This window comes from Candidatus Neomarinimicrobiota bacterium, from assembly GCA_022560655.1.
In the GTDB taxonomy this organism is placed as follows: domain Bacteria; phylum Fidelibacterota; class Marinisomatia; order SCGC-AAA003-L08; family TS1B11; genus JADFSS01.
Map to the genome: position 1 here is coordinate 13,408 of JADFSS010000006.1, position 22,911 is coordinate 36,318.

Here is a 22,911-nt window from a genome sequence, read left to right on the forward strand (position 1 = left end):
CATGTAACTCGATCCCCTACCCTCAGAAAGCTGAAATGAATCAATAACCCCCTCACCGGCGTCAATCCTCGCCCTTCCCATCCCCTGCACAACCCATTACCTTCACCCCCGCTCTTTGACAATCTACGCCGATTCGCCCCGCCTCAACTGTTGGCCGCGAGGGGTCAAAATGGGGTCATCTTTGGGTCATCTTTGGGCCACCCCCTCCGTCGGTGACCGTGGCCCAGGCATAGGGGGGAGGGGGTCACCCCTATGCGCAGCCGGCCATCTGTCCCCCGGCCGGTATCGCCTTGGTATCGTTTCGGTATCGCTTCGGTATCATCCCTGCCGTCGGTGGACGTGATACCGGGGGGGAGGGGTTCACCCCGCTTTGCCCCGCCGGAACTTGTCCCGATACTTCGGGATTCGGGAGGCGGTGGAGATCTTCTCAGCCCACCCGGCCCGGCCATCTTGGTATCGCTTTGGTATCACTTTGGTATCACTTCGGTATCACCCTTCCCGTCGGTGGGCGTGATACCGGCCAGGAGGGGTGGGGTCACCCCGGAGCCGCTCCGGCAAGCTAATCCTCCGCCCTGCAGCCTCCTGGCGCCTGGCAGTAGCGGCCAGCCTCACCCCAGCCGAGCGGGAGTTGTGAGAGCCGGTCATCGGACTGGAGGTGTGCGCCCAGCTGGACGTTGAGTTAACAGATTGCGTATCGAGTGTGGCCCGGCTCTGGGGCGCATCGGGAAGTTCGCGGACTAGTAGACCAGCCGGATCTCGGTGGCGAAGCTGGCTCCCCGGGCGCCATTGAACACGCCGCCGCTCTGTCCCAGTCCCACTGTCCACTGGATAGGCGCCCAGTTTAGCGTGAATCCCGCACCCCATTTGAGGCCCTGCCTGCCCCCGACGGCAATGCCGAAGTACAGCGGAATGGTTGGGGTCGCTGCGTATTCGATCCCCAGCGACAATTGGGGCGCCGCCCCTCCCGGGAATCCGCGCTCCAGGTAGTACAGCAGGGCCCCATCCAGGCCTACCGCCGCGCTCAGCTGCAGCGCTGCCCCCACGATGAGTTGCGCCGGATAGGCGCTCCTGACTGGCCCGGAGGCGTACGTCGAGTCCGATTCAGCGTAGCTCTGCTTAAGCACGTCCAGCTGGCGTTTGTAGTCGCCGACGATGTTATCGATCTCTTCCGCGGAGAGCCGCAGGGAGAAGTCGTTTACCGTTGTAAAGCTGTTCTGCCACAGGATGCTCCCGAACAGGTCCTTCAGTGCCAGGCTGACGCTTAGCCGCGGGTTGATGTGCGCCGCCAGGCCCAGGTCAACGCTCCACCCGGCGCCCCGGGCATGGTCTCCTGGCGACTCCGGGTCGGCGGTGGTAACCAGGCGGGTTCTGCCTTCGATGAGCACGCTGTCGCGCGCGGTGATGATGTCCAGCCGGTCGGTCAGGAAATGGACCTTCGCCAGGCCCAGCAGGAGGTTCACCCCTGCTCCGGCGAACAGCCGGTCAACGCCGCCCCCCAGCGGGGATATTCTCAGCTGCCGGCCATAGGCCACCGACACGGGTGCCACCGCCAGCAGGTTCAGGTTGAGGTTCGAGACATCCCGTGGCTGGTTGAATCGCACGCCGCGGAACAGCACATCCATAAGGGCCCTGGGCAGCTCGATTGTGGAGACCACGCTCGGCCTCACCAGCGCTATGCCCAGATTACCTACCGCAAGGCTCAGGCTGTTCAGCTCGGCCTGCAGGTTGAGCTTCCAGACGTCGGCAGGAAAGACCGCCAGAAACGTCTCTTTCCGGCCGGCCTCCCGCAGGTCCAGGCCGCCGAACAACTGTTCGTAGATCCACTCGGGATAGATGGCGTTGTTCCCGAACTCCGCACCGACCCCCGTCAAGGTCACGCTGACCCGCGGTATCGGCCCGTGCCCTGGCCGGGTAGGATCCTCCGTGACCATCCAGGCCGCGCGGTAGCCCGCCGCCTCCAGCGAATCGCCTTGGGCTGCGCCCCCTTCCGGGAACACGGGTGCCGGCCCAATACTTGAGCCCAGGCGTGCCCCATAGTAGCCCAGGTTGGCCGGGTTCATGCCCAGGGCATGGTCGCCCGCCAGGCGGGTGAAATACGCCCCGGCAGTCGCGGTCCGCAACGGGCTGGTGTCCGGCAGTCCCCGTCCCAGCAGGCCCCCCGCTAGCAGCATTGCCAGGGCTGCGGCTCTCACGGGCCTCCTCCCACCAGATCGGCGCCGTCCAGCAGGTACTGCAGCCGGCCGTAGAGGTTCAGCCTGAGCGTATCCGTGCTCAGGAACCGCGCCGGCACCTGGTCCCCGTTCTCATCGGTCCGGCCCAGCAGGCGCAGGTGCGCTTGGATGTACATGGAGTCCTGGTTGAACAGGTCCAGACGCGCATCGTTCAGCAGCACCGAGTCCAGCCCAGCCGCCTTGGGACTCAACACCAACGAATCCACCAGCACCTCCCCGACCCCCGCTCCCAGCCGAAGGGTATCCTGGCTCATGAGTACACGCAAGGTCGCACCAAACTCGAACTGGTTGACGTATTCCACGAATATGAGGACCTCCTCAATGTCTTCGCTCACCGACTCCGCCGCATCCTCCCCGGTGATCCTGTGAGGTTCGGTGATGATCAGCGCGTCGGGGCCGAGCTCGAATTCCAGCGGCGCCCGCACCGCCAGTGTCCCCGCGATGCCCTGACTGGAAGTCACCGTCCCCGGCGCCCCTCCGCCCCCGATATGGGCCCGGCCATATGCCAGGATGCGCTCCGGCCGAATGTTGATGAGTTCTGTTGCATCGGGCATGACGACCCGGGAGCTGTCTACAATATTCCAGCCGGTCACCGTGGCGGTCCTCACGGACCCGTCCCCCGCTTGCGCCTCCAGGGTGAGGTCCAGTAGCACGGGCACCGTCATGTCCACATCGAACTCGAGGATGATCTCCACGTTGGCAAATTCGAATCCATCCATTTCCTCGGGCAGTGGCGAGATCGACTGCTCCACCGTATCCAGGGCCACGTCAAAGCTCTCCACCACCCCCGTCAAGGACGTCAGTCGCAGCGTATCGATGAACACGTCCACGGTAATCGAATCATCCAGGGTCAATGCCACCAGCTCATCGCTGGGGATGGTCAGGGTGGAGGTGTAGTGAATGCGCTGGTCCTCAAGCGGCAGGCTCAGGCTGTAACCGGCGATATCGATGCGGTGCACCTGCGGCTCCGTGGAAGACGTCAGTTGGAGCGAGACCACCAGGATCGAGTCCTCGCGCGCCAGCTCAGCGATCTCGAGCTCCAGGCTGGCTTCCAGTCCGATGAAATTCCGAATGGTCAGCTGTACCTCGCCGGCCTCGATCACGGCCCGTTCCACCTTGGTCTCGCTGTCCAGCTCGACCTCGTACTCCGCGATGATGTCCTCCTGGCTGACGAAGCCGGTGATGGCGTCGAAAGTCAGTTCCGACATCCGGACGTCCACGTCAATCGAATCCTGCAGGTCATAGGTGTAGAATCCACCTTGCGTGACCGTTTCGGTTCGGTAAGTCAGTCGCTGGTCCGCCAAGCTCACGGGCATCAACTCATACCCCGACAGATCGATAACGTGGCTCCTTGCGCCGGGGATCACCCCCAGCACCGTGTCCAGCAGGCTGCCCCCGCGGCTCAGTTCCGGCACGCTGATCCGCACCTGCGACTCTCCCCCGATCCGGTTCTGGATGCTGATTTCAATACTCCCCGCCGATATGGACGCTCTCAGGATCTGTGAGTCCGACTCAATGTCGACGTCGCCGCTGTCGAGAATCGTCTGCGTCTCGATCTGTCCCGTGATCTGGCTGAGGGTGATATTGCGGACGGCCAGGTCCATTGCCACGAAATCGGACTGGGCCAGAGCCACAAACTGGGGATCGGTATCATCGGTGGTGATGGCGTAATGGTAGCGCAATTCCTGCTGGGCGGCCGACATGCTCATGCTCCAGCCCGTCAGGTCGGAGACCGGAATGGCGTAGGTGCCCGTCTGAAGCTCAAAATTCTGCCTGAATACCGAGTCCACGGATTCCAGGTACAGGCTGGGGATCGTAAGGCTCACCTGCCCCGTCAGCGGCAGGTCGTTGGTGACGGCGATACTCAGGTTCCCGCTCTGCAGCACGGCCACCTCAATGATGGTCTCCGAAGGGGCCAGGGCGATGGCGCTCGTATCGCGGATGGTTTGCGCCGGGACGATGGCATCGGTCTGGCTCACTTCCAGAGCACGCACCGCCACCCGCGTCCGGAAGCCGGAGTCCAGGTCTCCCGCCGTCACCGTCACGGTGTCCCCCTGCGACCCATTCGACGTGCCCGATACCACGATGAGCAGGGCCCCCGGCAGGGTCGTCCCGCTCAGGTCCCGGGTGCGGGTCGCCGAGTCCCCCACCCCGATTTCCGTGTCCCATTGCAGGTCAAACAAGGTGAAGAGGCCGGTACTGTCCCTCACTTCCACCACGATGGGCGCCCCCAGCGGGATGAACAGCTCGTTGATGATGGTCACGTCCAACATCCCCGCGCTCACCTCCGCTGATCGGAACGAATCGAAGGCCAGCGCCTTCTGCTGCGGCACCAGTGCGATGGTATCCACCACCACGTCCGCACTGCCGCCCGCTACGAAAATGGCGGCCTCGATGGCCATCACCAGGCCCGCCGGCATGACCTCCCGGAACAGGAACGGGCTCGTCTCCTCCGGCTCGATGTTGCTCAGCTCGATAAGCCCCACCTCAGCGATCACCTGCTCCGTGATGCTGTCCAGTTCCACCGGGTCGAACCTGATGGTGATCATCGTCGTGGAGCTGTCGACGGTCACCGCACTGGCCTGTTGCACGAGACTGCTCTCTATGGGGTCCAGCTTCAGTCTGCCCCCCACCGTCACCCGTTCGAGCTCCACCGTCTGGTTGAACACATAGATCAGCTCGCCCTCGCTGCCCACCGGCTGCGGCGTGATCAGGGAGTCCGCCAGGAACGTCTTCAGGGTGATCTCGGTCTGCATCAGTGGCAGGTCGATGGTAGCCGACCACACCGGCAGGTCCTCTGTGTGCAGCGGGTCCAGCGTGCAGCTGCCCCCCGCTATGGCGATGATGGCGATCCAGTACTTCTTCATGGTGGGGAGGCCTTCCGGGCCCCGCAAAATTTGAGCGACAAACTACATCGCCCCCGCACCTCTTCCAAGGCTTGTCTGCCGCCTGGGTTCGTATCCGGTTCCGTATCCGGCTGTGGGTGTGGTTCTTTGCGCTTGTTTGCAGGAGTTTGCGCGATCAGAGGACGGCCAGATAGTCGCTGCCCACTGACAAGAATGAGCAGTTTCCGACGACAGTTTCGCTCGTAGGCCATAGGGGAATCGAACCCCTGCTGCCAGATCGAAAATAAGGTGACAGCTGGTCGAGAAACGCAAAGCCGTATCCGGCCCGTATCCGGGAGGGAGGCTATTTCAAGCCTGAAAGGCGGGCTCCCCTTACTTCAGCAGCACGCCCGCATTCTGCGGGACAAGGGCCACCGCCTCCTGATTCCTGAAGCTTCGGGACGGGACAAGCTGCGCCGGGACAAAGGCATCTTGATGGACTGGGTGTATTCTGGCGTGACTAAGCGGGCGATGTAATCGTCTTTTCTGAGGTGTCTCTTAGCAAAAATACACAAGTGGTCCACATTACCTCGACGCCGAACACTCATACAGGTGTGAGGATTATAGAAGTAATCATTCCGGAAGATTGCTGCTCCGTAGAAGATCGGTTAATCGGGGGTCCCTTCGTATAGCATCTGGAAAGACATTGGCATGAGCAAAGGCGCTTAAATAAGCCATTGCTGGGTCATGAACTGCCTGGGCTTTTTCAAGCCATTTAAATGCCAAGTCATACTCCCGGCTATGCGCATAGAGATATCCGATTGCAAATGGCTTTATATATTGATTCTCTGCCTCTGCAGCAAGTTTGTCCGCGGCAATCCGCATGGCGCCCCAATAGCCCTCTCTGGCGAACCCTTCCGACATATCGCCAACAATAGACTCATAACCCAGAACATGCAGGTATTCGGTAGCGGCCTCCAGACCGTCATCAGGTTCGCCCCTCGCCATATGCGCCGACCATTTCGCTAAATACGGCAGAGGGTAATTGGGTGCGGCGTCAATGGCCAATTGTGATTGTGTAATAGCGCGCTCATATTTTTTCATCATGTTCAGGTGAACAGCATACAAGCCGCGGAAAAAGGTGTTGAGGGGATCCAGAAGCATTGCGCGCTCCATGTGGACACTGGATTCCTCGGGACGCAGCATCATATTAAGGAAATGTCCATAGAAAATGTGTGCGTCGGCGTTACTGGGATTAATGGCGAGGGCCTTTTTAAAGGAAGCCTCTGCTGCTGGCCAATCCCAATCTGTCCAGGCATGGAGGATCGCCATTATTCGATGGGCTTCAGATTGTGTGCTGTCCATCCTGACGGCTGCTCTGGCTGCCTTCCTCTCCTCGCGCATAGCCTCGAAGGGAGAGCCTATCGCGAGTACTTTCCGGCTTGCCCAAATCATGGAAATACCTGCCTGCGGCATGGCATAGTCTGGAGCGATGTCCAAAGCCTCGCTGTAATACTCGATAGCCAGGTCAAAGTCTTGAGCCGTAAAGCCGTACGAGTGGAAGCGGCCCCTCAGGTAGGCCTCATAGGCAGCAGGGTTTACTTCATTAGCACTTGCCAGGTTGACCTCCTCTTGTGCGGTTAGTTTTATGCCGATTATATTTGCAAGGGTCAGCGCAATCTCGCTGTACATGAAATACGCCCTACTGATACGTCGATGGTACTCCTGGCTCCACAAATTTCTTTCGGTAGGTTGGGTCTGAACGAGCTGGAGGCGAAGCCCTACGCTATCGCCGGTTTGAATCACGACAGCCTCAATCAGGGCATCGACATTGAGCTCTTCTGCGATTTGAACGATCGATTTATCACTATTCAGATATTGCATTGCAGATCGTCTTGAGATAACCCTGAGGGCACTTATCTTGGACAGCTCACCCAGGAGTCCGTCATACATGCCTGAGACCAGGTACTCTTGCCCCGCTAAGCTGGTCTCATCAGTGAAAGGTAGGAGAGCGATAGAGTTAATTTTGGGCCCACGTCCTACAACCAGGTAAAGAATAAATGCAAATGTAGCAATTGCAGTTGGAACAATGAATCGCCCTCTTCTTGGCGCCTTTTCGAGTTTCGCGACGACATCAGCGATACGAGTTTCGGGAAGGCCATGGGAGGTGATGCAGTAGACCTGTACCTCTTGTGTGACGCCTTTTAGCTTCGGCCGTCCAACGTACGTGGCCGTGAACTCAGGGTTCCCCGAAATATCTCTATAGACCTTATCAGAAATAGCTACGCCACCTACCGCCGCAAATGGCTCAATTCTTGAGGCAATGTTTACATCATCCCCAAAAATATCGCCGCCCCGCTCGAGGATATCGCCCTGGTGAATGCCGATGCGGAGGTTTAGGTCTTTAATATCATGGACAGTCTGCTGGATTTTGATCGCGCAAAGGAGGGCTCGATTGGAGCTGGAAAAACTTATCAGCAAGCCGTCGCCAATTTCCTTTAGCCAACTGCCACCGAAATCTTCTACAATTGGCTTAAGAATCTCACGCTGTTTGTCGATGAGGGCCAGGGCCCGGGACTCATCCTTTGCGGACAAAGCGGTATAGCCAGCAATATCGGTGAACATGATCGCTGCCAGTCGGCGCTGCTGGGAATCAGGCATAGAAGTTATTCCGCCACCCCGAACACACGGCGGCGATTGAGCTCGGTGAGGAAGACGGAGAGTCTGGACTGTTGGGGCATCGTGGTAAGGCTGTGTTACGGCCAAATATACGCGGAGCGCGACCAGATAGCAAAAGGCCCCAAGGCGATCACCCTGAGGGTCACTTGAAGGGAACTGCTTGTTTGTGCCTACCTATGCCTGTCAGGTTTCCCCGATCAGAATCACCTTGACCGCCTGTCGCCAAATGGACTGTCCGGCGACCTACCGACAGCAGGATTGTCAGCGTATCCGCCAGGAATCCGGGTGGGGAACCACCCAATCCTGCTGGAGTGGCGCCGGTTCTTTCAGCGGTTGCTAGCCCGTGGTTGGCGAGACGTGAATAAGGCCGGAGAAAAATGCTATGCCTTGTTCGGCGGTGCTCAGGAGAGGACCTTGGACGTGGCTACCGCCGCGAAGGTGTTGGATCTAACTCGAGAAGCGGCACGCTCCATGATCCGGCGGAGAGAATTGCCATTCTAGAATAGGGGTACTGGGGTGCGGCTGGCCTACTCAGATATTGAAGGTCAAAGGATCCGCTATCCATCAAGAATGGAGGTGGCCCTTAAAGAAGAACCTTGACTATAGCTTCAATTGTGGCTATACTTGCTTCAAGAACGATGCCAAGGCCCAAAGCAAGACCTGCCGGTGAGAAATCCGTGATGTTCGGATTGAGACTTCCAGCGTCCATCCATGCAGCAGTGAAGAAGATCGCTCAGGAGGATGATCGCTCGATGAATGGTCAGATCGTGCGGGCCTTGAAGCAATGGCTCAGACAAAGGGAAAGGATGTGGTCCATGGACTAAGCGTCCGCCCATCCGCCCCAGCTGCTCGAAAAGCCGTCCCAAAAGGTCTATGACGGGTGGGACCCGAAGGCTCGGCGGTAGGCGCAAGGCGCCGCATTCGAGATCGACCTCTGGGATCAGGAAACAGCGTCGCGCGTCCGTCGCAGGGTGCGGGCTGACGATCATACAGTGAAGGAGCACTGCGGAGAGCCGGCTAGGGATGGGAATGGGTCACTCCCGACCCTGCTCAAGAGGCCTGGGATTCTTACAGACGGTGACTTGTTAAAGCGTTACATGACATGAAGGTCAAAGCAGAGCCATCCCTGAAGAATAGGCCGGTGAGATTCATAGGCCGGGACCGTGAGGCCGCTGTGCAGACAATTAGGCCTAGCGCCTAGCTCCCCTTGAGCGCTGCCGCCGCTTCTGCCCTGATCAGCGAATAAAACTGACTGTCAGCATTCCACTTGACGGCCCGTTCCAGCAATTCTTGGGCATTTTCGATATTGCCGGCACCGGCATAGGCCCTTGACAGATAGTAAGTATCATAGGGACTGTTCATATTAGCCTGCAGCAGGTGATCCACCGCAGACTGATAGTTTTCACGCTGGATTTCTACTTTCCCCATGGCCGAATGATAAAGCCGCATGAGTCCGGGATTTTTTTCGATATCGATGAGTTCACGTAAGGCGGCAGTTTTTGCATCGGCCAGGTCAAAATCTGCTGCTCGGGAAGCGAGATCCGCTTCTTCGTAGAGCCTCTGCCGCCACCAGTTTTTAGTAACCGATTCATCCAGCTGGGCATCAGCGATGGTCTTAGCGCAATGGGCGATTGCCTCCGCCGCCTGCTCGGGATTATCCATCCGCATATAGATTCTGGCGCTCATCATTTCATAATTGGCGACACTTGCGGGTAGGTTGGCCGCCTGGGACATCGTGATTGCTTTCCTGGAAGCGACCAGAGCTTCCGCGAGCTCGTTCTGGTACATATATAAACGGGCAATGGCATATTGGGCAGCAATCTTACCGGCGCTGGTTGGCGCCATGTCCATGGCTTGCATGATTGCATCTCGCCCAGCGTCGTAATTACCCGACCAGGCGAGATTAATACCTATGTTACGCTGAGAGAGCACAAATCCGGGATCCAGCTCCACAGCCCGGGCATAACTGTTTACCGCTTCCTCATACCTGCCCGCGCGGCTGAGCATGTCGCCCATGGAATCATGCGGATTGGGCTCCTCCGGCAGGATGTCGATCTGCTGCTTGAAATAGTTCTCCGCCTCATCGAAATTGCGCTGACCCAGATAGAGGTAGCCCAACATGTTGAGTGGCGGCGCATAATCGGTTTGGCTGGCGACGGATCGCTTAAGCCATTTAGCCCCCTCGTCCTCATCGGCCAGATCAACGTATTCGTAGAGACCGATCAGAAGACTTATTCGGCTGTCTTCGGGGTAGGTCCGGGCCAGAGTTCTTAGCAGGCGGAGCGCTCCTTTTGAGTCGCCACGTGTTCGAATATTAACCGCCTCAATGTATTGCTGTTCTGCCTTGCTGACACCGCCGGAACGTTCCACGGCTTGGTCAAGATACTCGAACACTTCGCCAGGTGATGGTGCGATGATAGCACTCTGCAAGTATGCCATGGCAAACGCCGGGTCCGCTTCCACCGCCTTCTGAAAGTGAACACGAGCATCATTGGCCCTCAAATTTTCCGCCAGATGGCGACCTTCAAGGTAGGCGGCACGAGCATCTTCAGAACTCGTTGTGATGGGCAGATCGCCAGACTGTGTCTTGCTGCAGCCCACCTGCAGTGTGAGGATCAATGCTGCTACAACGCTGGCGGATGACAGCAGATTCTTGACGTGATACATAATGAGCTCCCTTCTGTATTTACGGGATATTCAAGATAAATAGATAGAGGCTGGTATCCTAGTATTTGCATGCCGATTTAAGATTTAGAATAAAGTCGGCAGGTGACGGACAAGGAATAAACCGACGTATTCGGGGTCAGAGTAATGTGGACTAGCCCTATGGACCTGACACACTTTTGCCAAGTTGATCAAGCGGCAAATCAATCATAGAGCTGGCAGCGGAGCAGTGGGAAGCAGTGGTCCCGGACATCAAGCAGACACCCGGCCGAGGGCACCAGGTCCACCATGATGGTGCCGTGGAAGTAGGGGCATACGGCTAGTCAAGTGAACGAGACTTGAGAACTGACGTCAGCTAAGCCTTGGAAGCGCGATGTGTTTCTCCTAGTTTTTGACCCTGGTAACTGAGCTTGCTTTGACGAGTTACATCAATATCAAGGAGTAGAAATGAGCGCTAAAAAAAAAGATATAGATTATGGTCCCCTGAATGAGCTCATCGGCGTTTGGAGGGGAGCTAAAGGCCTGGATGTGGCGCCAGAACCAGCTGGAGCTGAAGACAATCCCTATTTTGAAACTATCACCTACCTAGCCATTGGGGACGTTACTAACGCTGAATCACAAGTCTTGTGGGCGGTGCATTATCGTCAAATAGTTCAACGGAAATCAAATAACGAGATATTTCACGATGAGACGGGTTATTGGATGTGGGATCCCAAGGAGGAAACAATTATGCATGCTCTAGCCATTCCTCGCGGAGTAAGCGTGCTCGCCGGAGGGACTTATACTGGAGCAAGAGACGCTGAAGGCCGTGTGATGATAGAAGTAGCGGCAAAACTTGATGACAGTAATTGGAAAATAATTCAGTCACCATTCATGCTCGAATACGCCCGCACGACTGAGTTTCGCCAACATATTACAGTAGGAAATGGAAAGCTATCTTATTCTGAAACTACAATCGTAGAAATCTATGGAAAAGTATTTGAACACACCGACCAAAATGACTTGATACTTCAGTGAGCTCAAAAAGTACCCATAATGGAGTGGAGACGGTTGCAATCAGAAGCTCCCCGGACGCTTTAACAAGGCCCGATCAATCCAACATAGGCTGGTGGGGCCAGCTCGAGGGATACTTAGCACCTGGAACCATATCGCACCCATACTTCAGAAGGGTGCCAGCGGCCCCAAGGTGGTCCAGGATGGGCTTGATCGTTTTGGCTCGTTGGCAGTGGGCCCTGCAGGACTCGAACCTGCAACCAACGGATTATGAGTCCGCTGCTCTACCATTGAGCTAAGGGCCCGGGGGCGCGCAAAACTTACCACGGCGTCAAAGGGAGTCCAAGCAGGTGGCAGCCGTTGTGGTGGCACAAGGGTATGCCTACAGGCAAGAAATGACCTCAGTGGGCGCTCCCGGGCAAGGAGATGCCCAGGAGCCCTATTGAGCAGGATCAGCCCTCACGCCAAGTGGGAACAGGAGAGGGAGGGAAGAGGTCCTGGGCAGTTACGTATATGGAGAAGGCGGCGGGATGTCAAGGAGGAACTTCAAATGAGGCGTCAGCTAATCCTTGGAAACGCGAAATGCGTCGCCTAGCAAGAACACCTGAGTGGTCCACAATGCTCTGACGCCGTACACTGTACATCGTCAAAGCTATGTGAGCTACTGGAGTCAAAATTAGGAGAAACATTTTGCGCATCCGAGGTATAGATGACGCCTCAACTGAAGCGCCTTTTGCTTGATTAGTTCACCGACCAGAAATATGCTGAGTTACTACATTACCTCAGATTCTGGTATAATTACAAGACGTGGTCGTCTCACAAACGAGGGTTTTTGAGTTTGTAATAGATGCATTGTGCTAAAAGCATTGACGAACAACTTCGCATGATTGCGGTTAAGAATCGGAATTGGGTGTCCCAACTATGGGGTTCACTCACTTCCCCTTTTCGGCCTCTTTTGCTTCCAGTTCCAGCACGTCGTTCCTCACCGGTGGTTGGGAGCGCAGGAACGCTGTGAGATCGGAAATCTCATCATCGGTAAGTGAGGTGTGATAGGTAATCCGGGCCATCATGGGCCAGCGCACCATCTCGGTAGCGGGCAGGGGGCGCAAGCGCTTGCCGTACTTGATCGCATCATAAAGTTCCTCATCGCTAAAGCTGCCAATCCCGGTCTCAATGTCCGGCGTGAGGTTTGAGCAGAAAACGGCGGGTATTCCGGGCACATCCACTATCAAGCCTCCCGCCAACGAACCGAATTGTGGCTCGTATTTAGGAGCATATACGTGGCAATCGACACATGCGCCCAGATAAGCAAGCCGTTTGCCGCGTCCCTCCGCAGTTGTAAGGTTTGGTTCGTAATCCGTATAAAAGGGGTCTTTGGCGTATGTGTTGTATGCTAAGCCCGTCAATGTGAAGAAAGACATAAGCATCGTTAGATCGGTGGCCTCCACCTCATGCCTGACCGGCTCCGGTTCTGTCCGCAGGTAGGCGACGAGTGCCTGAGCTTCTTCATCGGTTAATGCGGCGCCAAAATTCGCCCATGGCATCGTGGGCAACAAGATACGGTTATCCCGGCTCAGTCCCTTGGTAATTGCCCGGATGAGTTCTCCATCGGTCCAAGCACCAATTCCTGTCTCCTTGTCAGGCGTTATGTTGGGGACTGCAATTTTCCCTTCAAATTTGCCGTATTCAACATCGCCCGCCAGGTACATATCTTGCTGAGGATCGCCCTCAAAACTTCCGGTCGTATGGCATGAGCCACAGGCCATGATCCCCTCGGCCAATTTCTTACCCAAGGCAACTCGCTCCGGGGTGATTTCCACAGAAACATCCGATGGTGGTCCAATTCGTGCCGGAATAAATTTGGCACACCCGCTAAATACGATAGTGAAGAGAACAATAAGAGTCAATTTGATTCTCATAGCAGTATCCTGAGATAATCCCAACATGGATTACTGGGGAATAGACTGGTACGTGTAGATTAAACTTGGTCAGTTCCCAAATCAACCCTATTTATCAGGGAAATTCAGTCCAAACTTGTGCCCCCATATCCATGAAGACTACAGAGGCGCACTACATAGATCTTCTCAGAGTTCAAGATTCTCAAAAACGACCCTGGATTTCAGGCCATTCTTAATGAAATAGGATATTCGGAGTGACCTCCCTCATCTCATTATGCAGTCATGGTCTTCCTCGAAATTGTGGGCAAATGTCACTACAAAAGTCGTTCTACCGGATACGGATCGAATATGTACTTTAGTTTGTCGATGGGGACGGGCTGTGTTTAGCATCCAGCGGGAGAAACTGCTCAATCAATGAGCTAAGGGTCCGGGGCGCGCAAAACTTACCACGGCGTCAAAGGGAGTCCAAGCAGGCGACGCGGTTGTGAAGTGGTGGATGGTGTAGCCGGTGGCGAAATGCCGCCCAGGCCAGCGACATGATCGTAAATTGATGCGGGAGGCCATGCGCCTCAGGCCACCCTCAACGACCGGCTGAGGCGGCACTTCTCACGGCTGACCCGTGATCCGGCGGTGGAAATGCCAGCGTTCGTTTGCCATCTCCGTGGCCAATCGCTGGTGTCGCCGACGGCCGTAGTGCGGCGGCGTGAGGGCAGCTCCTGCTACCACTGCGGTGTCACACAACAGCTGCGGTGTTTGGTGCACGTCCGCTCTGTCAAGCTGTTTGGCCGCAGCCTCCCCTTGCCCGAGTTTCCGGCTTCAGATCATAGGGGTCCGGGTCTAAGCGACGGCTTTATTCTGGCGTCCCGGCTGAAGCGGAGGCTGGACTACAGCAGCACTTTTTATCACCGCCGGCCCCGGTTGGATATTACCGCACCCTGGTCTGACAGCCAGCGTACCAGGGACTTCCTCATCTCCAGTGACGTGTTGGTCCTGACGGTACCCTTTTCAGCGGGGCTGCAGGAAACCGTTGAGCACTTTCCCAATCTCTACGACAACCGGCTGATCAAATCGGAGGGGCAACGCACACTGATCAACCGTACCCACGAGGGAAAAGGGGAACGCTTCCAGGAGCGGGTCTTCCTCGGCGGGCAAGGGGCTTCACTGGAAATGCGGCAGTTCAGCGAAGCCGGATTGGTGCGGGAGCTGACCCGGGCCGGATTTACGAAGATCCAATTTAACCGGCAGGAAGTCCCCGAGTATGGCATCGTCCAGCAGCCAGATAATTCGCCGACACTGTCGGCAGAGCGTCCGAAGTGAAGAGCTCCCTTTGGGCCGCTCGATACCACCCTTGGCAGGCTGCCCGGCTTAATATCTATTTCACACTGGCGGTGGGAGGTAATTTGAGCGGCGTTATGGTTCAACCCGAGTTGAGAATTGAGGCCGGGAGCGCCCTGTGCCGTTTAAGCTGAGCAACGAGGCCCGCCGTATCGGGCTGGCCCTCCTGCTGCTGTTCGTCCTGGCGCTGGTACTTTACCACAAGCCGGCCTCGGGCCGGTACATTTTCGCGGGTCCCGATGATCTTGCACCCCGGGCGCTGGGCGCGGGCATTGCAAGAATCGAGGCGGAGACGGGGGAATTTCCGCTGTGGCAGCCGGGAATCTTGGCCGGCATGCCCACCCTGCACGCCCTTACCGGCATTGCGCGCTTTTACCTGCCCCAATTCTTAGCCGTCGCTCTGCACGCCGTTGGGCTGGAATCGTTCTGGTTCTTCCTGCTGCACCTCATATTCGGAGGTATGGGGAGCCTGGTGCTTCTCAGGTCGCTGAAAGTGAGCTGGGGGGGCTCGCTGCTGGGGGGCACGGGATTCATGCTCATGCCCTACTTCAATACCATGCTCGTGCATGGGCATGGCAATCAGATGATGACCCTGGCATACCTGCCGTGGGTCGTTTGGGCGCTGCTGCGGCTCTATCGCCGGGCCGACCTATCCTCGGCGGCGGTGCTGGCCCTGCTCATCGGCCTGCAGTTCCAGCGGGCGCATGTTCAGATCAGTTACTACATCATGATGATGGCCGGTTTGCTGTTTCTCATAGGAGCTGTCAACGGATTGAGAGACAAAGAGCGGGACGCGGCCACTCACCGGCGCTTTATGGTATACGCCGGGCTGGCCATTATCGTGGGCACCGGCATGGCGCTGTCCCTGTTGCTGCCCGTGCTCAGCTACACAGCGCTGAGCGAGCGGGGAGCCACGCTAGGTGGAGGCGGCGGACTGGACTATGCCACCCAGTGGTCCTTCAGCTTTGGCGAAACCATGACGTTTCTCCTGCCGTCGTTTTTCGGCTTTGGTGGCGCGACCTACTGGGGGGCTATGCCCTCCACTGATTATCCCAACTATATGGGCATTATCCTCCTTTTCCTGGCCTTGTGGGCGCCCTTCCGGACGCGCAACTGGATCACCGTAGGCCTGGCCGCCGGCGGGCTGCTGGCGTATCTGCTCAGTATGGGCCACAACTTTTTTCTCTATGGTCTCTTTTATGAGCTCTTGCCCTTCTTCAACAAGTTCCGCGCGCCGTCGATGCTGCTGGTGCTCACCCAATTCAGCGTGGTCATTCTGGCGGGAATTGGCCTGGACGGACTGCTGGACGGGCTGAGCGCAGCAGGCCAGAAACGGAGGCGGAACATCGTGCTGGCAGCAGGGCTGATGGCCGGTGCGCTGCTGGTGATCTTCGTGCTCACGCCCGCCGCGCTGGCTGATAATCTGCCTGAAACACGGGGGGTATCTTTCAAACTTGTGCCCAGAATTCAGGAATTGCGTGTGGCCATGCTCCGTGGGGACGTTCTGTGGTATGCATTTGTTATGGCCAGTGCCTTGGGGAGCCTGTTGGCCTGGCAGGCAGGCGCCCTGAAGCGCCGCTGGTTTTTGGGGGTGATTATCGCGCTAAGCGTCATTGATCTGGCCCGGGTTGACCAGAAAATCATCGCGCCTGCGAGGGGGTCATTTAGAAGCCCCACACTGCGGCCCAAGGCGTTGGTGACGCGTTACCTTAACAGCGATACGGTAATCGAGTTCCTACAGAGCGATGAGGAGACCTTCCGGATTTTCCCCCTGAAGCGACTGCGGAATGGTAACCGCTGGGCAGCCTTCGGCCTTGAGTCAATTGGCGGCTATCACCCCGGGAAGCTGGCCAATTACGAACGCTTCCGGTCAGGAACCCAATTCCGTAGCGCCGGAACTTTCAAGATGCTGAACGTGAAGTACCTGGTGAGCCCCGACCGTTTCAGCGATGATCGCTTCGAGCAGGTCTTTGAGGGTTCCTACTTTAGCGGAGTCGCAAGTGTACCGGTGGTGGTCTACCGGTACAAAGATCACCTGCCCCGAGCGTGGTTTCCCGGCGAGGTGGTGGCTCTGCCTGACAGCATCGACGTCGTGACGCGATTAGCTGAGCTGACCTACGATCCCGCCGAAGTAGTTTATGTGCGCGAGGCGGGTCTGGCTCGGCAGGGCAACGGCGCTGGCCGCGTCAAGGCGTCCCGCTGGAACCCGGATCATATCAGGTTGGAGCTGGAACTGGCCGATAGCGCCCTGCTGGTGGTGAGCGAGGTGTACTACCCGAAGGGCTGGGTGGCGCGAATCGATGGTGAGGAGGTCCCCATTGTAGAGGTCAACGGCTTATTACGGGGCGTGATGGTGCCCGCTGGCGGTCAGGTTGTGACGCTCGATTTCGAGCCGCTGGACGTGCGCCTGGGACGGTGGCTAGCCCGCCTGTTTACGCTAGTGGTTGTGGCGGGATTCGGCGTCGGCTGGTGGCGCAGCAGATCAGAGGATCAAAGGGCGGAGGGCGAGGCTCAGCCTGCCCCTTGACTGGACGGGGTGAGCAATGTAGCCCCGCGGCCAGTGGCCTGCCGACCCCGGCCAAGCGGCCTATTTAAGGAGGACCAGCTTGCGGGTAACGGAAGCGGTCTCGCCCCTCAGCCGGAGCAGGTAAACGCCTGAGTTCAGGGTCACAGCGTCGCGGCCCTCAGCACGCCAACGGAACTGGTGGGCGCCGGGACCGAGCCAACCGGCGTAGATTTCCTCAAGCCAGCGACCGTTAAGGTCGTAGACGGCCAGTTCCACCGCCTGGCCGTAGGGGTTGTCCACCCGGATGGTGACGGTGGCGTTGAAGGGATTGGGATAGACGCTGGCCAGCGAGAACGTGGCCGGTACGGCCTCCGGGCTGTCGTTTACGCCGGTGGGGACATTGCCCAGGAGCGACTCAATCACTCGGATCATGGTGCCGGGATCGTATTCGGTGTCGGCAAAGTGAATCATTTGGTCCTTAATAATATAATCCCGGGGATAGGGTGACTGGCCGCCGGGGATATTGTAGGCGAAGTAGGTGTTATTGCCGTCCTGCAGCACGGGGAAGGTAATGCCCTGGTCGCGGATAAAGTTTTGCAGGATCGTCGTCGATTGATTGGAGACGCCCAAGACCCAGAGTCCTTGGTCGTGATACTCCTGCCAAATACTGATCTCGAGGTCCGAAAACTCCGGAGCGCAGACCGGTCACCAGCTGGCGAAGAAGGCCAGCACCACCACCCGGCTGCGGAACAGGCTAAGGGTGATATCGCCGAAGCCGTTCACCGAGGGGAGGGTGAAATCGGGGGCCATCTGACCTACCTCGAGCCCCCAAGTGGAGTTGCCGTCCAGCTTGATACTGAGCTCAGGCTCGCCCGGGTCATCGGTAAACAGGGTTAAGAGCCCCTGACCGTTCTCGCTCGTGGCGCAGTAGGTGACGCTGCCCGCGCGGGCTTCGCCGGGCGGGATGGTGCCCACCGAAAGGGAGACGTCAAAATCGGCATGATTGACCTCCACACCGACCAGGTTGAGGGTCTGACCACCGTTGTTCCAGATGGTCAGGGGTCGTTCCAGGCAGTTACCCGTGTCGACATGCGGAAAGTCCAGGTCGCGGGTAGAGACATCCAGGTCCGGACCGCTGACCGCGCCAAATCGGAAGGTGCGAAAAAAGCGCCACTCGGCCGAGTAGATGATATGGCCCACCATGTTGATGGCCATCACCCGTCCACCGGTGTCCTTGTAGCCCACCAGCTCCAGAGACGGGGAGGCATTCCAGGCCAGCACCTCCACGTCATCCCAGTCGGACACGGCCACCAGGCTGTCGCTGACGGCTACGCGGGAGGCGTAGCCGCTGGTGTTGTAGTTGGCAACCAGGACCGGGTTGGCCGGGTCGGAGACGTCGATCATGTCCACGCCGCTGGCCCCCACCGCGACGAAGACGAAGTTCCCCGCCGGGGCCACGTCCTTGGCGGTCCCGGAAGTGGCCACGATCCCCACCACCTGGGCCGCAGAGGGACTGGATATGTCGATGATTTTCAGCCCGCCAGCACCATCGGCAACAAAGAGCAACTGGCCATCGGCGGAGGCGGCCAGTGCCCAGGCATAGGTGGTGGGCACCAGCCCGGCAAACTGGAGCGCCTGCGGGTTGGCGATGTCGATGATTTCCACGCCCTCAGTGTGTACCGCGGCGTAGAGAAACGAACCGCTGGAGACGGCATGCTCATACGATCTGCCGGTAGACCCGTAATCGGCCAGCTGGCTGGGATTCCTGGGGGAGGCGACATTGAGCACCTTGATGCCGCAGTAGCGTCCGCTGCCGTAAAGCAAGTTGCCGACGGAGTGCCAGGCATAGATTCGGCCGTATTCACACCCAGAGGCGAAATACTCTCCGATGAATTGTGGCGCGGCGGGGTCTGAGATATCAATAATGTTCAGGCCGCCCAGCCCGGCGGGGATGTAGGCGAAGTCCCCCGCAATCTCCACGTCCAGCAGTTCGAAGTTGAGGGGCTTGAAAGTGGCCAGCCGGGTGAGGTTGAGTGCGGTGGCCGGCAAAGGAATAAGCCCCAGGAGCGCCACGGCGAGGCCGATCAGACGATGGCGGGGGAGGGCCGTCACCACGGAACCCCTGGAGCTCGAAATATTCTGCTCAACATGCGCTGTGATCATTTCAGCAGTACAATTTTCTGCGACCGGACAACTGCGCCGGCCTGCAGGCGGAGAATGTATACGCCCGAGTCCCTGTCCCGGGCATCCCACACCACTTCGTGTCGCCCAGCCGACCGGCGCCCGGCATTACCCAGTGAAGCCACCTGCCTGCCGCCCAGGTCGAACACATCCAGCCGTACCGGGGAGGGCTCAGTGAGTGTGTAGGCAATGGTGACGGTGGGGTTAAATGGATTGGGGTAGGCAGGGTGCAGCGCGACCCGGTTGGGCAGGTTTGGGGCGGCGGCGACGCCATGGGCCGGGGTGCCGAGAACGGCGATGTTCCCCAGCAGCATGGCAATGGTGTCGGTGATGGCCTGCTCGTTCCAGCCGAAGGCGGCGTAGCGGATGGTCATGGTGTGGTCAATGATGACGTGGAAGGGGATATAGGTAACGCTGAAATCGTTGATCAACGCCATGTTGGAGCCGTCCAGCAGTGGGTAGGTCAGGCCGAATGTCTGGGCCCAGTCCGCGCAGCTGTAGGGATAGTCCCAGTCGAAGCCCACCCCCAGCGCGATGAGCCCGTGTTCCTTGAATGCCTGATGGACAGTTTCGGTAAGCGGAGCCTCCGCCTGACAGACCGTTCACCAGGAGGCGAAGAAATTGAGCCAGATGACGTGGTAGTTACCACCGTTTTGCGCGCCGTTGTAGTCGTTGAGGGTGAAGCTGCCGCTGTCGTTGGCGCAGATGTTGGTGGTGAAGTCGAGCACCACGTCGCCGACGGCATAGGGCTGCGCTGCGAGCAGCCCTGCCAACAGCAGCGGGATCAGCAGGTGGGTGGGTCTGGCCGCCATCGTTTCAGAATCTAATCCGGGCCCTGCCGGCTAACTGTCTGTCAGCAGCCAAATGCCCGCAATCGTGCGGCTTCCTGGTGCTCAGAAAATGCCCCGGAAGGTCAGCTTCAAGGCATCGGCAATGCCGGGCACGAACACGCACACGCCGCTGTCGCACTTCAGTCCGCCCTGTAGCGAGCCGTAGAACACCGACAGGGATGTGGACGGCGTCAGATAGCCGGTGAACTCCAGGCCGAACCACTTGTTACGCAGGTCGACACCCAGCGAGCGGATCACGGCCTCCAGCCAACTGTCTTCATCGGGTAGCACATTCTCGGACCGGCCGGTCTTGAGGCGGGAGGCGTAATCATAGACGATGCCCAGGGTAAACCGGGACGGCCTGCCGATGCTCAGCGCCAGGTAGCGATAATAAAAACTTTGGTCCAGGAGTCCGTCGGAAGTCACACTGTCGATAAGACCCGTAGAGGACGCGCGAAAGGCAATCCGGTTTTTAAACCCTAGCTGCTCCCACTGGTGCTCCCAGTCCAGCGTCAGGCCCCAGCCGCCCGCCCCTGGAAGGCTCAGGCTGGCCTGCAGCGGCAGTGTAATGAGCTTGCGCTGCTCCCAATTGAGGATCTCCTTGGCATGGCCGGCCAGCTCGGAGTTCTCCACCACCGTCTCGGCATAGCCCAGTACCTCGCCGGCTACTGATACCATCGCTTTTAAGTCCAGGTTGAGGGGGCTGTAATGGTAATTCAGCTCCCCGTAGAGCTCGCTGAAGGGATAGTACCTTTCGTGGCGGGAGAACCAAAACATGTTGGACGCGTCGGTGCGCTGCCAGCTAAAACCGTCAGGCCGAATCGCCTTGCTGAAGCCGGTGTGCCGACTGCTGCGGGCGTAGTTGGCGATGAGGAACAGGTCATCGCCGAGGGCCAGATGCCCCTCCAGCTGGACCCCCACCTCATCCTCGAAATCCATCACGTGGGGCGTGCGGGCCAACAGTGTGGCGGAGTGCTCGCGGAACACCGAGGGCGGGTTTTGCACGGGTGTGCGGCGCTGCAGCCTGAAGGGCAGGTGCGAGCGCACGTCGGGCTCGCTGGCGTCGAACAGGTAGTTCTTGTACTCCAGGGTCAGTCCCCAGCGACCCGGATAGAGCGACAGGCTGCCGTAACCGCCCCAACCGCGCGACTGCCGTTCGTAGTGGACCCAGCGGTTCAGGGCCTGGGAAAACAGGCTGTCGACATCGGCGATGCTGTGGACACGGACGGTGAGCTCTGCGGAAGCATTGAAGACCGAGCCGACCCATTCGGCGAACAAGCCCGGCATGCTGGAGGCTGTGCGAATTTTGGCTTCGTCCACCAGCAGATACTCGCCGGTGCTGAAATCCTGCAGCTTGCTGAACCAGGGGTTCATCGCCTGCACGCCGACCCAATAACCGCCCAGTTCCAGGCCACCGGCGAGGTCATGGACCACGACCTGCAGCGCAGTGACAGAGGCATCATCCGTGAAGTCGCGGATGCGGGCGTCGACGCCGGGGCCCGGTAGCAGGTGCCTCCCGCTGGAGACCGTGCCGGCGAGAAATGCGGCGCTCACCCGGCCCGCAGGCCTGGCGGTGAGCCAGATCCCCCGCAGCGACGAGTCCCAGTCGATGGCCTGGTTTTCCCACATGTTCAGCGCCAGACCGCGCCCGAACTGACCGTACAGGTCTCCGGCGCTTACCGCTAGCCGCCGTCCCTCCCACCAGAGGCGCAGCTTGCGCAGTCCGTTGTGGTGCGGGCCGATCTGCGGGGGGGAGCTGAATTCCAGGTTGGCCCAGAGGGTAAGGGGGCCGAAGCCCGCCGTGAGATCGAGCAGGTGTTCGCTGTAGACATACGGGCTGGGGAGCGCGTCGGTGATCTCCGTGCCCGGCAGGGACCCGCTGCCCAGCTGGGCGGTGATGCTGCCGGCCACGGACGTTTGCTGCCCGGCCGCGGCCGTAACCAGAACCAACCCCAACAAGACCGCTCTGGCGAACATGGAGGTCAGGGACTGGGGGAGCTGTTATCGCGGGGCAGGTCTTGGGGCACGGCCGGGGAGCGGGCCGGATCGAGCAGGGCTGTGATCTGTCGTTCGAGGGCTTGCTCATCGCCGGGCACGTAGCCGGTGTGGCGGTAGATGATCTGTCCCGACCGATCCACGAGCAGCGTGTAGGGCAAGACGTTGCCGCTGAGCCTGCGGAAGGTGTCGTTGCTAGGGTCCAGGGCGGTCTGGAAGCCGTAGCCGCGGGACTTCAGATAGCTGCGCACCTTGGATCGGCTGCGCTCGGTGTCCAGGTTGATGGTGAGCACCTGCAGCCCCCGGTCCCCATAGCTGGACTGAAAGGCGTCCAGGTGGCGCATGGCCTTCAGGCAGGGCGCGCACCAGAGGGCCCAAAAGTCGATGAGGAGCGGGCCGTCCGCATGGAGCTCCCGGAGAGTCGCCTTGCGGCCATCAAGCAACCGCACGGTGGTTTGGGGCAGCCGCTTCGTTTGCGACCCCAGTAGAGCTGCCGCCATCAGCACCGCGAATAGCATGCGTTTCATCAGCAACCTATGGCAGTTCCGAGTTTTGGTTCCATGATACCATGATATGTTATGCTCCCGCAGATTGTTTCCCAAGCGGTGATCGGCATTGTGTCAGGTTGCTGCCGCAGGGCAGGGGCCGGGGTGTGGCATGCCGCCCTGGACCCCAAAGTGACGCTAAGGGTGGACAGCCGTGACCCAGGTGCTTCAAGCCAGTTCCAAGGCTACTTCCTCAGCCTGACCTTCTAAGCTGCCCGGCGGGATGGAT

The 22,911-nt window shown here is 58.7% G+C and carries 15 protein-coding genes and 1 tRNA gene; 4 read left to right on the forward strand and 12 right to left on the reverse strand.

The features are described 5' to 3' along the window. Positions 1–737 precede the first annotated feature (737 nt). The 3 genes from IH971_01965 to IH971_01975 form a co-directional block, all read right to left on the reverse strand. On the reverse strand, positions 738–2,192 hold the full coding sequence (locus IH971_01965; GenBank protein MCH7496601.1) for a hypothetical protein: 1,455 nt from the start codon (positions 2,190–2,192) through the stop codon (positions 738–740). After that, the gene (locus IH971_01970; GenBank protein ID MCH7496602.1) at positions 2,189–5,098 is read right to left on the reverse strand and encodes a hypothetical protein; all 2,910 of its coding nucleotides are present in this window, start codon (positions 5,096–5,098) and stop codon (positions 2,189–2,191) included. The genes IH971_01965 and IH971_01970 overlap by 4 nt, the downstream gene beginning before the upstream one ends. A 591-nt stretch (positions 5,099–5,689) precedes the next feature. Next, on the reverse strand, positions 5,690–7,681 hold the full coding sequence (locus IH971_01975; protein ID MCH7496603.1) for a hypothetical protein: 1,992 nt from the start codon (positions 7,679–7,681) through the stop codon (positions 5,690–5,692). A 692-nt stretch (positions 7,682–8,373) separates the two neighbouring features. Between IH971_01975 and IH971_01980 the strand changes: the two genes are divergently transcribed. Beyond that, entirely contained in the window at positions 8,374–8,559 is a 186-nt protein-coding gene (locus tag IH971_01980) for an Arc family DNA-binding protein (GenBank protein MCH7496604.1), read from the forward strand. Positions 8,560–8,932: 373 nt separating this feature from the next. Here IH971_01980 and IH971_01985 read toward each other — a convergent pair whose 3' ends face one another. Then, positions 8,933–10,402, reverse strand: coding sequence for a tetratricopeptide repeat protein (locus tag IH971_01985; GenBank protein ID MCH7496605.1), 1,470 nt, complete (start codon positions 10,400–10,402; stop codon positions 8,933–8,935). 444 nt (positions 10,403–10,846) lie between these two features. Between IH971_01985 and IH971_01990 the strand changes: the two genes are divergently transcribed. After that, positions 10,847–11,416, forward strand: coding sequence for an FABP family protein (locus IH971_01990; protein MCH7496606.1), 570 nt, complete (start codon positions 10,847–10,849; stop codon positions 11,414–11,416). A 209-nt stretch (positions 11,417–11,625) separates the two neighbouring features. On the opposite strand, the gene IH971_01995 is transcribed toward IH971_01990, so the two are convergent. After that, positions 11,626–11,697, reverse strand: a tRNA-Ile gene (locus IH971_01995). Positions 11,698–12,324: 627 nt separating this feature from the next. Continuing rightward, the gene (locus tag IH971_02000; GenBank protein ID MCH7496607.1) at positions 12,325–13,311 is read right to left on the reverse strand and encodes a c-type cytochrome; all 987 of its coding nucleotides are present in this window, start codon (positions 13,309–13,311) and stop codon (positions 12,325–12,327) included. 735 nt (positions 13,312–14,046) lie between these two features. Between IH971_02000 and IH971_02005 the strand changes: the two genes are divergently transcribed. Both IH971_02005 and IH971_02010 read left to right on the forward strand, forming a co-directional pair. Continuing rightward, the gene (locus IH971_02005; protein MCH7496608.1) at positions 14,047–14,607 is read left to right on the forward strand and encodes a hypothetical protein; all 561 of its coding nucleotides are present in this window, start codon (positions 14,047–14,049) and stop codon (positions 14,605–14,607) included. A gap of 136 nt (positions 14,608–14,743) precedes the next feature. After that, on the forward strand, positions 14,744–17,152 hold the full coding sequence (locus tag IH971_02010) for a hypothetical protein (GenBank protein MCH7496609.1): 2,409 nt from the start codon (positions 14,744–14,746) through the stop codon (positions 17,150–17,152). A gap of 60 nt (positions 17,153–17,212) precedes the next feature. Here IH971_02010 and IH971_02015 read toward each other — a convergent pair whose 3' ends face one another. From IH971_02015 to IH971_02040, 6 genes are all read right to left on the reverse strand, one after another. After that, on the reverse strand, positions 17,213–17,761 hold the full coding sequence (locus IH971_02015; GenBank protein MCH7496610.1) for a T9SS type A sorting domain-containing protein: 549 nt from the start codon (positions 17,759–17,761) through the stop codon (positions 17,213–17,215). Positions 17,762–17,836: 75 nt separating this feature from the next. Further along, positions 17,837–19,294 (reverse strand): hypothetical protein, encoded by a 1,458-nt coding sequence (locus tag IH971_02020; GenBank protein ID MCH7496611.1) that lies wholly within the window; start codon positions 19,292–19,294, stop codon positions 17,837–17,839. Continuing rightward, the gene (locus tag IH971_02025) at positions 19,291–19,836 is read right to left on the reverse strand and encodes a T9SS type A sorting domain-containing protein (GenBank protein MCH7496612.1); all 546 of its coding nucleotides are present in this window, start codon (positions 19,834–19,836) and stop codon (positions 19,291–19,293) included. The genes IH971_02020 and IH971_02025 overlap by 4 nt, the downstream gene beginning before the upstream one ends. Positions 19,837–19,914: 78 nt before the next feature. After that, positions 19,915–20,124 (reverse strand): hypothetical protein, encoded by a 210-nt coding sequence (locus IH971_02030; GenBank protein MCH7496613.1) that lies wholly within the window; start codon positions 20,122–20,124, stop codon positions 19,915–19,917. A gap of 81 nt (positions 20,125–20,205) precedes the next feature. Further along, positions 20,206–22,119, reverse strand: a complete 1,914-nt coding sequence (locus tag IH971_02035) for a hypothetical protein (protein MCH7496614.1) — start codon at positions 22,117–22,119, stop codon at positions 20,206–20,208. A 5-nt stretch (positions 22,120–22,124) separates the two neighbouring features. Continuing rightward, complete coding sequence (locus IH971_02040; GenBank protein MCH7496615.1) at positions 22,125–22,664, reverse strand: TlpA family protein disulfide reductase; 540 nt, start codon at positions 22,662–22,664, stop codon at positions 22,125–22,127. Positions 22,665–22,911: the final 247 nt, after the last annotated feature.